General features: G+C 31.8%; 15 protein-coding genes and 1 riboswitch. Of the genes, 13 read left to right on the top strand and 2 right to left on the bottom strand.

The genetic code is table 11. The annotated features are described in order from the left end of the window. From B3N22_RS21865 to B3N22_RS21805, 13 genes are all read left to right on the top strand, one after another. Nucleotides 1–915 (top strand): Gfo/Idh/MocA family protein, encoded by a 915-nt coding sequence (locus tag B3N22_RS21865; RefSeq protein WP_286910550.1) that lies wholly within the window; start codon nucleotides 1–3, stop codon nucleotides 913–915. A gap of 98 nt (nucleotides 916–1,013) precedes the next feature. Then, the gene (locus B3N22_RS21860) at nucleotides 1,014–2,564 is read left to right on the top strand and encodes a nitrite/sulfite reductase (protein WP_286910548.1); all 1,551 of its coding nucleotides are present in this window, start codon (nucleotides 1,014–1,016) and stop codon (nucleotides 2,562–2,564) included. A 48-nt stretch (nucleotides 2,565–2,612) separates the two neighbouring features. Then, nucleotides 2,613–2,797, top strand: a riboswitch (cobalamin riboswitch). A gap of 117 nt (nucleotides 2,798–2,914) precedes the next feature. Further along, a complete protein-coding gene (locus B3N22_RS21855; protein ID WP_286910546.1) occupies nucleotides 2,915–3,745 on the top strand; it encodes a sirohydrochlorin cobaltochelatase in 831 nt (276 codons plus the stop codon). A gap of 15 nt (nucleotides 3,746–3,760) precedes the next feature. Continuing rightward, on the top strand, nucleotides 3,761–5,092 hold the full coding sequence (locus tag B3N22_RS21850) for a cobyrinic acid a,c-diamide synthase CobB (protein WP_286910544.1): 1,332 nt from the start codon (nucleotides 3,761–3,763) through the stop codon (nucleotides 5,090–5,092). A gap of 7 nt (nucleotides 5,093–5,099) precedes the next feature. Further along, nucleotides 5,100–5,705, top strand: a complete 606-nt coding sequence (locus tag B3N22_RS21845) for a precorrin-8X methylmutase (protein ID WP_238905488.1) — start codon at nucleotides 5,100–5,102, stop codon at nucleotides 5,703–5,705. Beyond that, nucleotides 5,705–6,796, top strand: a complete 1,092-nt coding sequence (gene cbiD, locus B3N22_RS21840; protein ID WP_238905386.1) for a cobalt-precorrin-5B (C(1))-methyltransferase CbiD — start codon at nucleotides 5,705–5,707, stop codon at nucleotides 6,794–6,796. The genes B3N22_RS21845 and cbiD overlap by 1 nt, the downstream gene beginning before the upstream one ends. Beyond that, complete coding sequence (gene cbiE, locus B3N22_RS21835) at nucleotides 6,793–7,395, top strand: precorrin-6y C5,15-methyltransferase (decarboxylating) subunit CbiE (protein ID WP_286910542.1); 603 nt, start codon at nucleotides 6,793–6,795, stop codon at nucleotides 7,393–7,395. The genes cbiD and cbiE overlap by 4 nt, the downstream gene beginning before the upstream one ends. Further along, on the top strand, nucleotides 7,392–7,964 hold the full coding sequence (cbiT, locus tag B3N22_RS21830) for a precorrin-6Y C5,15-methyltransferase (decarboxylating) subunit CbiT (protein WP_286910540.1): 573 nt from the start codon (nucleotides 7,392–7,394) through the stop codon (nucleotides 7,962–7,964). Before cbiE ends, cbiT begins: the two co-directional genes overlap by 4 nt. After that, nucleotides 7,957–8,619 (top strand): cobalt-factor II C(20)-methyltransferase, encoded by a 663-nt coding sequence (locus B3N22_RS21825; RefSeq protein ID WP_286910538.1) that lies wholly within the window; start codon nucleotides 7,957–7,959, stop codon nucleotides 8,617–8,619. The genes cbiT and B3N22_RS21825 overlap by 8 nt, the downstream gene beginning before the upstream one ends. Before the next feature lie 11 nt (nucleotides 8,620–8,630). Further along, entirely contained in the window at nucleotides 8,631–9,386 is a 756-nt protein-coding gene (gene cobM, locus B3N22_RS21820) for a precorrin-4 C(11)-methyltransferase (protein ID WP_286910536.1), read from the top strand. Beyond that, nucleotides 9,387–10,358, top strand: a complete 972-nt coding sequence (gene cbiG / locus B3N22_RS21815) for a cobalt-precorrin 5A hydrolase (protein ID WP_286910534.1) — start codon at nucleotides 9,387–9,389, stop codon at nucleotides 10,356–10,358. A 3-nt stretch (nucleotides 10,359–10,361) separates the two neighbouring features. Then, nucleotides 10,362–11,093, top strand: coding sequence for a precorrin-3B C(17)-methyltransferase (cobJ, locus tag B3N22_RS21810; RefSeq protein ID WP_286910532.1), 732 nt, complete (start codon nucleotides 10,362–10,364; stop codon nucleotides 11,091–11,093). Further along, nucleotides 11,090–11,860 (top strand): cobalt-precorrin-6A reductase, encoded by a 771-nt coding sequence (locus B3N22_RS21805; RefSeq protein ID WP_286910528.1) that lies wholly within the window; start codon nucleotides 11,090–11,092, stop codon nucleotides 11,858–11,860. Before cobJ ends, B3N22_RS21805 begins: the two co-directional genes overlap by 4 nt. Nucleotides 11,861–12,001: 141 nt before the next feature. Here the strand turns inward: B3N22_RS21805 and proC are convergent, their stop codons facing one another. Further along, nucleotides 12,002–12,823 (bottom strand): pyrroline-5-carboxylate reductase, encoded by an 822-nt coding sequence (gene proC / locus B3N22_RS21800; protein ID WP_286910525.1) that lies wholly within the window; start codon nucleotides 12,821–12,823, stop codon nucleotides 12,002–12,004. Nucleotides 12,824–12,874: 51 nt separating this feature from the next. Continuing rightward, nucleotides 12,875–13,648 carry a DODA-type extradiol aromatic ring-opening family dioxygenase gene (locus B3N22_RS21795; protein WP_286910524.1) on the bottom strand — a complete coding sequence of 258 codons (774 nt, stop codon included), beginning with the start codon at nucleotides 13,646–13,648 and terminating at the stop codon, nucleotides 12,875–12,877. Nucleotides 13,649–13,699: the final 51 nt, after the last annotated feature.

Raw genomic sequence — 13,699 nt, 5'->3', positions numbered from 1 at the left:
ATGAGGATTGGAATTGTTGGATTAGGAGATATAGCTAAAAAAGCATATCTACCAGTACTTAGTGAAAAAGAGGATATAGAATTAGTTCTTTGTACTAGAAATAAAACTACTTTAGAGAATCTTTCGACTAAATATAGAATAAATGAGTATGTACAGACAGTTGATGAACTTATAAATAAAAAAGTTCAAGCTGTTTTTGTTAGCACTGCTACGGAAGCTCATTTTGAAGTAGCTAAAAAGCTTATTGAAAATGGAATAAATGTGTATATAGATAAACCTATTTCATTAAATTTTAAAGAAACAGAAGAGATAGCTAAGTTAGCTGAGAAAAATAAGGTTATAGCTATGGTAGGTTTTAATAGAAGATTTTCTCCTATGTTTAGTAAGTTAAAGGAACATGGCAAAGCAGATATAATAATAATTCAAAAAAATAGATTTTGTCTTCCTGATAATACTAGAATATTTATTGTGGAGGATTTTGTTCACGTTGTGGATACTTTAAGGTTTTTATTAGATAGAGAGGTTAAGGAAATAGAGGTTAGATATTTAAAGAAAGAAGGAATGCTTCACAATGTAGTAATTCAATTGATTGTTGAAGGATGTACAGCTATAGGAATAATGAATAGAAACAATGGAATTACTGAAGAAATAGTAGAATACATGACTGCTGGGAATAAATATATAGTAGATAATTTCGTGGAGACTTGGCATTTACATGATAAGAATAAAAGCCTATCTAAGTTTGGAGATTGGGAACCAACGTTATATAAAAGAGGATTTTATCAAATAGCAGATCATTTTATAGATTGTGTGAAAAATAATAAGATCCCGAGTCCATCTATACAAGATTCGTTAATAACTCATGAGATATGTGAAAAGATTGTGATGAAAATAGAAGAGGAAAATAAGCATTAGAAATTTTTATCCACATCATTAATAAAACCTATTTTACTTATAAAAGGGTAAAGAGTATACTTTGTTTGTATTGTAAACAGTATTAAGAGGTGGATTATATGGATAAATTAAATAGTGAATTATTAGAAGAAATTAAGGATTTTAAAGAGGCAGGATATAAGTTTTTAAATGGAGAAATGAATAAAGCAGATTTTAAAAAGGCTTCAGGTGGTATGGGGGTTTACGCCCATAGAAGTGGAAAGGAATTTATGATTAGGCTTAGAATTATGTCAGGTATAGCTTCTAAAGAGCAGCTTAAGTTAGTTTATGATTTTGCAAATAAATATGATTTAGAAGGGATTCACCTTACAACTAGGCAGGCTATACAATTACATGGACTTGATATAGATGGTATATGTGAAGTAATGGTTGAGGCTTTAGAGAATGGAATTTATACAAGAGGAGCAGGGGGGAGTTTTCCAAGAAATGTAGCGATTTCTCCTTTATCTGGTGTAGATGTAGATGAAACTTTTGATGTAACTCCTTATGCTATGGCTGTTAATAGACATTTTATGAAGAAAATTACTAGCTATAAATTACCTAGAAAGCTTAAGGTTGCTTTTTCCAGCAGTGATAAAGATGCTTCACATGCAACAGTTACAGATCAAGGTTTTTTGGCAGTTAAAGTAGATGATAAAGAATATTTTAAAGTGTATATAGGTGGAGGATTAGGAAGAAATCCAAAGCTTGGAGTAGAACTTGGAGAACTAATAGAACCAAAAGATATTTTATATCATGTTGAGGCTATAACTAATTTATTTATGGCTGAAGGAGATTATAAAAATCATGGAAAGGCTCGTATCAGATATATTTTAGACAGAATGGGTAAAGATGATTTTATAAAGTGTTATAAAAAACATTTAGAAGAAGTTAAGAAAGCTGAGAACTTACCTTTAGAATTGGAGATAAAAGAGATAAAAAAAGAAGGTAAGGAAATTACAATAAATAATAAGAGAATTATAGCTCAAAAACAAAAAGGCTTATATAGCGTGTACTTCCATCCAGTAGGAGGACAACTAAAATTATCTGTGTTAAAAACTCTTATAGATGAAATAGAAAATATGGATGATATTGAAATAAGACTTACCATGGAGGAAGGTTTATATATAAGAAACTTAAATGGGGAAGAAGCTGAAAAAATAGTCAGTCTTACAGAGGGGTTAGGTGGAGAAACAAGGTTAGAACAATCTGTTGCTTGCATTGGTACACCTATCTGTCAAATGGGAGTTTTAAATGGACAAAAAACTCTAAACGAGATGATAGATATGTTTAGGGCTGAAGGTATAAAGGAAGATTTGCTTCCAAGAGTACATATTTCAGGATGCCCTAATTCCTGTGGAGTTCATGAAGTTGGGAATATAGGTTTTTGCGGAAAGATGAAAAGAGTTGGAGATGGACCTAAAAATGTTTTTGAACTTCATATTAAAGGTGAACTAGGTGAAGGTAAAACTAGAATAGGTGACTATTATGGAGATATACTTCAAGATAAGGTACCGGAATTTTTATTAGAATTAGCTAAGGCTGTTAAGATTAATGGGACAGAATTTGAAGCCTTTATTACAGAAAGTGAAGATGAATTTAAGCAAGTGTTAAATAAGTTTTTAGTGTAGGAAAGTATTTGTATAAGTTTGCTTTTTGAGATATAATTTCATTAACAGAATAACAAGAGAAGTTATGGTATTTATTTCCTGGGAAATAAATTTAAAAGGGAAAGAGGTTAAAGGCCTCTACAGCCCCCGCTACTGTAAAGGGTGACGAATTCTAATGATCCACTGGTTTTACTGGGAAGGAAGAAGGAGGATGAACCCTAAGTCAGGAGACCTGCCTAATTTTTTATAGCTAATCCTTCGGAGGGAAGGAAAGTGATATAAGAATAGGTGGAATTATATTACCATTATATTTGTCTTGCACTTTTACCTCTATCCAAATGGATAGAGGTTTTTTTATAGGAGTTGAAGGAATGAAAAAAGCAATATTGATCACAAGTTTTGGAACATCTCACTTAGATACCTTAGATAAAACCATAGTGGTTATCGAAAAAGAAGTAGAGGAAAAATATAAAAATGAATATGATGTTTTTAGGGCGTTTACCTCACATATGATAATAAAAAGTTTAAAAGATAAGTATGATATGAATGCAATGACACCAGAGGAAGCTTTAAAAAATCTTAAGTTATGTGGATATGATGAAGTTGTTGTGCAACCTCTTCATATAATTCCAGGAGAAGAATATGACTATATAAAGAGAGTTGTAAATAGCTATAAAGAAAGCTTTAAGAATTTGATTATAGGACGACCTTTATTATACTTCCAATCAGAAGAGGTTAATTTAGATTACGATGATTTAATTGATGAGCTTAAAAAAGTTATGCCAAAGGGAGAAAATGTTCTATTAGTAGGACATGGAACCAATCATCCAGCAAGCTCTTGTTATGGTTGTCTTCAAAATAGGTTTAGAGAACTAGATTATGATAATGCATTTGTAGGAACGGTTGAAGGTTACCCATCTATAGAAGGAGTAATTAAAACCTTGAAAAAATATAATGTTAAAGAAATAAATTTAACACCATTCCTTTTGGTGGCAGGAGACCATGCTAAAAATGATATATTTTCTGAGGAAGAAGAATCTTGGTATCTAAGACTCAAAGAGGAAGGCATAGAGGTTAAAAAGATATTTAAAGGTTTAGGAGAATATAAAGAAATTAGAAATATATATTTAAGGCATCTAGAAGAAGCTATAAATGGTAAATATGAGGGAATGGGTGAAAGTAAAAAGGGAATTATGAATTAAAATAAGGAGGTCCTTATGAAATCAATAATAATTGCATCTAACTGCTCAGGTGGAGGAAAAACCACATTTACTTTAGGTCTTATGAGATTACTTAAAGATAAAGGATATGATATTGCACCTTACAAAATTGGACCAGACTATATAGACCCAGCTTTTCATGAAAAGGTAACAGGAAATCCTTCTAGAAATCTTGATTATTTTTTGCAAGGAGAAGATGGACTTAAAGCAGTTTATTCAAGAGGTAGAGGAGAAATTGGAATAATAGAAGGTGTAATGGGAGTATATGATGGTATGGGATGCACCTCAGAAGCCTCTACAGCACATGTGTCTCAGCTTTTAGATATACCTGTGATTTTAGTACTTACCCCAAGAGCTTCAAGTGTTACCTTTGTTTCTGAAGTAAGTGGAATATTAGAGTTTTCAGGAACAGACTTTGCAGGAATAATACTCAATAATATAACTGAAAGTCATTATTCATTATTAAAAACTATATTCGATAAGAAGATAGATGTACCTCTTTTAGGATATGTACCTAAAGATGAAAGAATATCATTAAAATCAAGGCATCTAGGATTAGTTCAAAGTTCTGAAGTAGATGATTTAGATGAAAAGATATCCACAATAGCAGAACTTATAGAGGATAATGTTGATGTTGATAGATTACTTAACTGTTTAGTAGAAACAGAAAGATTTAGTGATAATTTTCACCTAAGGAAAAGGGGTCTAAAAATAGGAATAGCTAGGGATAAGGCTTTTTCATTTTATTATAAGGAAAATATAGAGCTTTTAGAGGAAATAGGAGAGATTAAGTATTTTTCGCCTTTAGAGGATGAAAAGCTACCTGATAAACTTGACTTCATATATATAGGTGGAGGTTACCCAGAGGTTTTTAGAGAAGAGTTATCTAAAAATACAAGCTTCATACAAAGTCTTAAAGATAAGCTTGAAGACGGACTGCCTTGTTATGCAGAGTGTGGAGGCCTCATGTACCTTATGGAAGAAATAGAAGGGGAGAAAATGGTTGGCGTATTTAAAGGAGAATCAGTTATGACTGATAAACTAAATAACTTTGGATACACCTTTATAGATGTTAAAGAAAATTCCTTAATAAGAAGAGCATTAAAAGTAAGAGCACATGAGTTTCATAAATCAACTATAAATTCTGATGAAGAGAAGGTTTATACTTTAGAGAAAAGAGCTTATGATGGAAGCTTGAAAAGTTGGAAATGTGGATATATTAAGAAAAATACTTTAGGAGCTTATGCTCATATTCATTTTTTCTCAAATATAGAGTTTCTTAAAGAAATAATTAACAGTTGTAAGGAGAAGAGTCGTGGAGTACATTAAGAATCCAATGGAAATAGAGCAAAGAAGTTTTGAAATAATAGGGAGTGAGATGGGAACTCATAACTTTACTGAGGAAGAACTTTCTATAGTAAAAAGAGTTATCCATACATCAGCAGATTTTGAATATAAAGATTTAGTTTATATAAGAGACGGTGCTATAGAGGAAGCTAAAAAGCTTCTTAAAAGTGGAGTAAAGATATACACAGATACAAACATGATTGCAGCTGGTATAAATAAAAAAGCTCTAAAACAGTTAGGGTGTGAAGTCATAACTTATGTATCTCTTGAAGAAGTAGCTAAAAAAGCTAAGGAAGAAAAAATAACTCGTTCAATGGCAGCTGTAGCCAAAGCGTCAGAGGAAGGTGTAGAGTTTTTCGTATTTGGAAATGCACCTACAGCTTTGTTTAATCTAAAGAGCTTATATGAAGAGGGAAAAGCTAATCCTAAGTTTATAATTGGAGCGCCTGTAGGATTTGTAGGGGCTAGGGAGTCTAAAGAAGAAGTAGAAAAACTTGATATTCCTATGATAACTATAAGAGGAAGAAAAGGTGGAAGTAATATAGCTGCAGCTATAGTTAATGCTCTTATGTATATGCTGGTGGAGAGAGAATAATGTTAGACATGTATGTAAATGCTGGAGGGAAAAAGCTAAGATGTGGTTATACCACTGGTTCTTGTGCAACTGGAGCTGCAAAGGCTTCTACCTTAATGCTATACAAAGACATTAATTTAGAGTTTATAGATATTGATACTCCAGCAGGAATACCACTTAAGCTTCCTATAAAAACTATAGAAAGAGGAGAAAACTTTGTTTCTTGTTGTGTAGTAAAAGATGGGGGAGATGACCCAGATGTAACCCACGGAATAGAAATATGGGCAACAGCTAAGAAATCGAAGGATAGATATTCTCTAAAAGGTGGAAAAGGTGTAGGAGTAGTTTGTGGAGAAGGTCTTTATATAAAAAAGGGAGAAGCTGCAATAAATCCAGTTCCAAGACTTATGATAGAAAAAGAAGTAACTAAAGTTCTTCCAGAAGATAAAGGGGTAGAGATAACTATTTTTGTTCCAGAAGGGGAAGAAGTAGCTAAAAGAACCTTTAATCCTAGGCTTAATATATTAGGTGGAATAAGTATACTTGGAACCTCTGGAATAGTATATCCTATGTCAGAGGAAGCCTTAAAAGAAACTATTGAAATAGAAATGAAAGCTAAAGCTGCCTATTATGATGAGTTAATATTTATATTTGGAAATATGGGAGAAAAATTCGGAGAATCCCTGGGTTATGATAGAAACAAGATGGTTACTATATCTAATTATGTTGGATTTGCTTTAGAAGCAGCGAGATACTATTCTGTTAAGAAAGTTACTATAATAGGACATATAGGGAAACTTGGAAAAGTAGCAGCTGGTGCCTTTAATACTCATTCTAAAGTTTGTGATATGAGACTTGAAGTTATAGCACTAGAATTAGCTTTAATAGGAGCGCCACTAGAATTAGTGACAGCTGTTTATAATGAAAAAACTACAGAAGGTGCTGTTAGAATAATTCCAGATGAATATAAGTCGATATATAAAACTATAGCTCTAAAAGCAAAAGAAAAAATGGAGCAGTATGTGATGAATGAGTTAACCTCAGAGGTTGTTTTATATTGGGGAGGAAAAGAAGCTAAACTTCTATTTAATAGTGAGGAGGAAGAAACTTGATTACTTTAGTTGGACTTGGACCAGGAAGTAAAGAATATATGTTACTTAAAGCTATGGAAACTTTAAATAATAGCTCTATAGTTATAGGGTTTTCTAGAGCCGTGGAAAGTTTGGATTTTATATCTACACCTAAGGTAGCGGTGAATAATTTAAAAGGTATAATAGAGTTTATAGAAAATAATCCTTCTGAAAATATAAGTATAGTAGCTTCTGGAGATCCCTGTTTTTATGGTGTACTTAATTATCTTAAAAGAAATATTAGTGAAGAAATTACTGTAATTCCTGGAATAAGCTCTTTTCAGTATCTTATGAGTAAACTAGGGAAACCTTGGCAAGAAGCAAAACTATCGTCTCTCCATGGACGAGAGGGAGATTTTATAAAAGAAGTTAGAGAGGTCAACTTATCTATATGGCTGACGGATAAGATAAATAACCCAACTAAGCTTGCAAAACAACTACATGATGAAAATATAGAATGTACCATTTATGTAGGAGAAAATCTTTCTTATGAGGATGAGAAGATAACTATAGGAAGTCCAAAAGAAATAGAGGCAAAAGAGTTTAGTGAATTAAACATAATGGTGGTGGAGAGAACGTGAAATTTATAAAAGATGAAGAGTTTATAAGAGGAAAGGTTCCTATGACTAAAGAAGAAGTAAGAATTCTTTCCATAGCTAAATTAGAGTTAGAAAAAGATGATAAGTTGTTAGATGTTGGAGCTGGAACAGGCTCAATATCTATTCAAATGAGTAAATTCTGTAAAGAAGTAACTGCTATTGAAAGAGATGAGGAAGCGTACGAACTAATTCTTCAAAATAAAGCTAAGTTTAGTTGTAATAACTTAGATATAATTAAAGGAGAAGCTTTAGAAGAACTGCAAAAGCTTTCTTCAGAAAGTTTTGATGGAATATTTATAGGTGGAACAGGTGGCAATTTAGAGAAAATAATTGAAGAAGGTCATAGAATATTAAAACAAGAAGGAAGAGTAGTTTTAAATTTTATTACTTTGGATAATTGTTATAAAGCTTGTGAAACATTAAAAAGACTTAATTATGAAGTTGACATAACAGAGGTTCATATAAGTAAAAATAGAAATAATAGTTACATGATGATGAGCAATAATGGAATATATATTGTAAGTGGAAGAAAGGAAAAAATACATGAGTAAACTATATGGAATAGGGGTAGGCCCTGGAGATTCAGAACTATTAACTTTAAAAGCAGTAAGAGCTATAGGAGAATCTCAAGTAATAGTAGCACCATCTTCAGAGGAAGAGGGAGACAGCATAGCCTACGAAACTACAAAGGAATTTATAAAAGAAGGAACTGAAGTTATAATAGCTCATTTTCCAATGGGTAAAAAAAATACTGATGGAAAGGTACTAGAAGCTTATGAAATTATAAAAAATAGGCTTCAAGAAGGGAAAATAGTAAGTTTTTTAACTATAGGGGACCCTTTAGTATATTCCACTTATGTTCATTTATTAAGATATATACAAGAAAGCGGATTTAAGGTTGAAACTGTCCCAGGAATAACTTCTTTCTGTGCATCTGCTGCACTAACTGGAAGGCCAGTAGTTATGGGGAATGAACCTCTTTTAGTACTTCCAGCAAGAAGAATTAATGATATAAAAGATGAAAAGTATGTTGTAGTAATGAAGGTTTATAAAAGAGAAAAAGAAGTATTAGATGTACTTGAAGAAAAGGGCTTTAATTATGTTATGGTTAGAAAAGCAGGGAGAGAAGGTCAAGTAATTACATCTAGTAGAGAAGAAATATTATCAGAATGTGAGTACATGTCTTTAATAATAGCTAATAGATAGGAGGAAATAGAATGGTTTACTTTGTAGGGGCAGGACCTGGGGATGTAGATTTAATAACCGTAAAGGGAAGAGAACTTATAAAAACTTGTGATGTAATTATTTATGCAGGATCTTTAGTTAGTCCTAAGCACTTGGACTTCTGCAAAGAAGGGTGTAAGATATATGATTCTGCTAGCATGACCTTAGAAGAGGTTATAGAAGTTATGAAAGAAAATTCTCATGGAGATTCTATAATAGTTAGACTTCATACAGGTGACCCTTCCATTTATGGGGCTATAAAAGAACAGATGGATGAACTTGAAAAGCTAAATATAGAATATACAGTTGTTCCGGGAGTGAGCTCATTTACAGCAGCGGCTTCTAGTATTAAAAGAGAGTTTACTCTTCCATCAGTAAGTCAAACTGTTATATTAACAAGAGTAGAAGGTAGAACACCAGTACCAGAAAATGAATCTTTAGAAAGTTTAGCTTCACATAAGGCATCTATGGCTTTATTTCTTTCAGTAGGAATGATTGATAAGGTTGTTGAAAAACTTAAAAAAGGTTATGGAAGAGAAGATGTTCCTGTAGCTGTTATAGAGAGAGCTACTTGGGAAGATGAGAGAATAATTATAGGCACACTAGAGGATATAGCAGTAAAGGTAAAAGAAGCTGGAATTAAGAAGTTTGCTCAAATATTGGTTGGAGATTTTATAGACAGTGAATATGAAAAATCTCTACTATATGATAAGACATTTACTCATGAGTTTAGAAAAGGAGTAAAATAGATGATTTATATCCTTAGTGTTTCAAGCCTAGGCGATATTTTGGGAGAAAAGCTAAGTAGGAATTTCAGCAGCGTATATTTCTCTAAAGATAAGATTAAAGCAGTTGGTCTAAATGAAATAACAAAAGAAGCTATGGAAAAAGCAAAAGGAATAATATTTATCTCATCTACAGGAATAGCTGTAAGGGCTATTGCAACCTATTTAAAAGGAAAAACAATAGATCCTGGAGTTGTTGTTGTAGATGCTAAAGGAGAATATGCTATATCTCTTTTAAGTGGACATTTAGGTGGAGGAAATGAACTTGCTATAAAAGTTAGTGAAATTCTAAAGGCTATGCCAATTATAACCACAGCTACAGATTCTTTAGGTGTAAAAGCACCTGATATGATAGCTAAGGAAAATAATTTATTAATATCGGATATTAAAAAAGCTAAGGATATATCAGCTTTTTTAATAGAAGGGAAAAAAGTTGTATTTGAAGATGAAGATAAAATTATAGATATTCCTAAAGGATATATTGAATGTATTGAAAGTAGTGAGAACTTACCTAAAGTTAAAGTCACTAATAAAATAAGTGGTTCAGAAGCTTTAGTTTTAGTAAGAAAAAATGTCATCTTAGGAATCGGTTGTAGGAAAGATGTACCTAAAGAAAAAATGTTAGATTTTATAAGAGAAAGTTTAAAAGAGTACGGATATAGAGAAGATTCCATATTAAAAATATCCACCATAGATTTAAAGTCTAAGGAAGAGGCTATCTTAAATATTTCTCAAGTTTTTAGCCTTCCTTTAGAGATTCATTCTAGGGATGAGGTTAGGAAAATAGAGCATTTATTTAAGTGTAGCGATTTTGTTAGAAAATCTATAGGTGTTGGAGCAGTTGCAGAACCCTGTGTTTATTTAAGCGGGGGAGAAATTGTTGTTGAGAGAATATCAAAAGAAGGAATGACTCTTTGCATAGGAGAAGGGAGATAATAGATGGGTAAATTATATGTAATAGGTATAGGACCTGGTGGATTAGATCAAATGTCTATAAAAGCAAAAGAGGTTTTGGAAAAGGTTGACGTAATAGTAGGATATGTTAAATACATAGATATGGTAAAACCCTTAATAAAGGATAAAGAAATATATTCAAATGGAATGAAGGGTGAAGAAGCTAGATGTATAAAGGCTTTGAAACTTTCAGAGGATAAGGATGTAGCAGTTATAAGTACTGGAGACTCAGGGATTTATGGAATGGCTGGGCTTATATTAGAACTTAAAGAAAATAATCATAACGTTGAAATTATTCCGGGAATAACAGCATCTTCAGCAGCGGGATCAGTACTTGGAGCACCACTTATGCATGATAACTGTAATATTTCACTTTCTGACCTTATGACGGATTATGAACTTATTAAAAAGAGAATAAAATTGGCTGCAGAAGGTGATTTTATTATTTCTTTATATAATCCTAAATCTAAAGGAAGACCAGACTATTTAAAAGAAGCTATAGAAATAATAAAAGAATTTAGAGATGATTCTACACCTATTGGGATAGTTAAAAATGCTTTAAGGGATGGACAAGAAGCTTATCTAACAACTATAGGTGAGTTTACTGATGAAAATGTAGATATGATGAGTATAGTTATCATAGGAAATTCTCAAAGTTATATAAAAGATGGTTTCTTTATTACTCCTAGAGGATATAAACTGGAGCAAAAAAAATGATAGGAATAATTGTTGGGACTTCAGAAGGAAGAGAATTACTTAAGAGATTAAATGAGTTTACTGAGGATATGTTTGTATCTACAGCTACAACTTATGGTGGAGACTTATTAAAAGAATATAAGTATAAAATTCTTAATACAAAACCTTTAAACAAGGAAGAACTTGAAGAGAAGTTTAAAGAGTTAGATATTAATTTGCTGATAGATGCCTCACATCCTTATGCTGTAGAAGTTTCAAAAAATGTAATAGAGGTATGTAGTAAATTAGATATTGTTTATTTAAGATATGAAAGAAAAGGTATATTAGAAGAGTTCAAAGAATGCTCACAGGTAAATATAGTTTCTAATTTTGAGGAACTAGAAGAAAAACTAAAAGTATTTGATGGTACTATCTTAAATACTACAGGAAGTAAAAGCGTTGAAAAAATACTTAAAATGAATTTGAAAAATAGATTTATGCATAGGGTACTGCCATCTATAGAGGTCATGAAAAAGATGATAGAACTTGGAGTTAACCCCGATGATATAATAGCCCTTAAAGGATCTCACTCAGAGGAATTTAATAGAGCGTGCCTAAAGGAATTTAATTGTAAGGGAATATTGATGAAAGACTCAGGAAAAGAAGGCGGAACCAGAGAAAAAATAACAGCAGCCCTAAAAGAAGGGGGTGATGTTTTTGTTATTGATAAAGAGAGAATTAAGTATCCTAAAGTATTTTACGATCTTTCAGAACTAGTGAGTTTTGTAAAAACCTATGTGAATACATAAATTCGTAAATATATATTTAAATATTTATATATTTAAATGTGCAAATGCTTATCTGCATATCTAAACATTTAATCATTTGCACATTTGAGCAAAAAAAGCAACTGCAATAGTAGCTAAAAACTACTGGTGCAATTGCCTTTTTTATTTTGAATTTTGACTATTCATTTTTATAGCTTTTTTAGTGCAGCTATCTACGGCCTCTATGACAGAACCTCTAAAATTATTTTTTTCAAGAGTATAAACAGCTTCTATTGTTGTTCCACCAGGAGAACATACCATATCCTTTAAGGCTCCAGGATGAAGATTTGTTTCTAAAACCATTTTAGCTGAACCTAAAACTGCTTGAGCTGCTATTTTGTAAGCTTTGTCTCTTGGAACACCTTGAAGAACTGCGCCATCTGCCATAGCTTCAATAAACATATAAACTAATGCAGGAGAAGAGCCACCTATAGCAAGAGTTTTATCTATCATTGCTTCAGGAATAATCTCTGTTTTACCTATACTATTAAACATATCTGTTATTAAGGCAAATTCATCATGGCTAACAGCTGAATTTTTACATAATAAAGTTATGCTTTCATTAACAAGTGCAGCAGTATTTGGCATAGTTCTAATTACTTTTATGTGTGAAAAGAAATTTTTCTCAACGAAATCTATGCTTACTCCAGCTGCTATGGTTACTATTAAAACATCTTCTTTTATATAGTCCTTAATTTCTTTAATTACATCACTATAAAAGTGTGGTTTAACAGCTAAAACTAATATATCTGACTTTTTAGCAACTGATATATTATCCCCAGGATAGATTTCTATTCCGTATTTATCACGGCAAATATCAAGTTTATTTTTAGATGGGTTTGATGCAATAACATTTTCTTTAGAAATAAAGTTAGATGTTATTATACCTCCTATAATGGCTTGAGCCATATTTCCACACCCAATAAATCCAATAGTTTTATTCATAAAATAGCCTCCTTTTTCTAAATATATTTTATCATAAAGGAGGCCTCATAATTAACTAAATCTGAATAAATCTAAGGCTAAATTACCATATTGGAAGGTGCTTATCAAAGATTCACCATCTTTAGAGTGATCACCTGCACCCATAGCAATGAGTAGAGGGATAAAATGTTCATTTCTAGGAACCGCTAAAGATGCACTTGGAGCTAAACTTTCATATTTAAAAAGTTTATCAGTATCCCATTCTTCTATAGCTTTCTTAATCCAATTATTGAAATCTAAAGCCCAAGAATCTATAGAATTTTCTTTATAGAAATCAACCATTCCTAGATTGTGAACTATACCACCACTTGCAATAATTAATATGTCTTCATCTTTTAGTGGGGATAGAGCTTTACCTATTTCATATTGAGATTTGTTAGACAGCTTTGGATTAACAGACATTGTTATTACGGGAATATCTATATTAGGAAACATAAGCTTTAGTACTGACCAAGCCCCGTGATCAATACCCCTAGAGAAATCTAACTTACTATCAATATTATTTTGGGTTAAAATACTTTGAATTTTTTTGGCTAATATTGAATCAGAGCTAGCTGGATAGTTTACCTCATATAACTCCCTTGGAAATCCATAAAAATCATATATCATATCGTAGGGTTTCATTGCACCTATTAATTGTATATCTGATTCCCAGTGAGCTGAGAAGATTATTATGGCTTTAGGTTTATTTATAGTTTTAGCATATTGCTTTAAATATTCAGTATATTTATTGTTTTCGAATACTAGAGTTGGAGCCCCGTGGGCTACAAAAATACTTTGATTCATAGGAACACATCCTTATAAAAATTTATTGACTTACTATTTGTTAGTTAATAT

Source organism: Clostridium sp. UBA1652, from assembly GCF_002320975.1.
GTDB lineage: Bacteria > Bacillota > Clostridia > Clostridiales > Clostridiaceae > Clostridium_T > Clostridium_T intestinale.
The sequence above is the reverse complement of the archived record's forward strand: the minus strand, read 5'-3'. Positions and strand labels throughout refer to the sequence as shown.

Excerpts from the sequence above, each read along its gene's own strand:
- B3N22_RS21865 (WP_286910550.1), top strand. The coding sequence starts at position 1 with ATGAGGATTGGAATTGTTGGATTAGGAGATATAGCTAAAAAAGCATAT.
- B3N22_RS21860 (WP_286910548.1), top strand. The coding sequence starts at position 1,014 with ATGGATAAATTAAATAGTGAATTATTAGAAGAAATTAAGGATTTTAAA.
- B3N22_RS21855 (WP_286910546.1), top strand. The coding sequence starts at position 2,915 with ATGAAAAAAGCAATATTGATCACAAGTTTTGGAACATCTCACTTAGAT.
- B3N22_RS21850 (WP_286910544.1), top strand. The coding sequence starts at position 3,761 with ATGAAATCAATAATAATTGCATCTAACTGCTCAGGTGGAGGAAAAACC.
- B3N22_RS21845 (WP_238905488.1), top strand. The coding sequence starts at position 5,100 with ATGGAAATAGAGCAAAGAAGTTTTGAAATAATAGGGAGTGAGATGGGA.
- cbiD (WP_238905386.1), top strand. The coding sequence starts at position 5,705 with ATGTTAGACATGTATGTAAATGCTGGAGGGAAAAAGCTAAGATGTGGT.
- B3N22_RS21825 (WP_286910538.1), top strand. The coding sequence starts at position 7,957 with ATGAGTAAACTATATGGAATAGGGGTAGGCCCTGGAGATTCAGAACTA.
- cobM (WP_286910536.1), top strand. The coding sequence starts at position 8,631 with ATGGTTTACTTTGTAGGGGCAGGACCTGGGGATGTAGATTTAATAACC.
- cbiG (WP_286910534.1), top strand. The coding sequence starts at position 9,387 with ATGATTTATATCCTTAGTGTTTCAAGCCTAGGCGATATTTTGGGAGAA.
- cobJ (WP_286910532.1), top strand. The coding sequence starts at position 10,362 with ATGGGTAAATTATATGTAATAGGTATAGGACCTGGTGGATTAGATCAA.
- B3N22_RS21805 (WP_286910528.1), top strand. The coding sequence starts at position 11,090 with ATGATAGGAATAATTGTTGGGACTTCAGAAGGAAGAGAATTACTTAAG.
- proC (WP_286910525.1), bottom strand. The coding sequence starts at position 12,823 with ATGAATAAAACTATTGGATTTATTGGGTGTGGAAATATGGCTCAAGCC.
- B3N22_RS21795 (WP_286910524.1), bottom strand. The coding sequence starts at position 13,648 with ATGAATCAAAGTATTTTTGTAGCCCACGGGGCTCCAACTCTAGTATTC.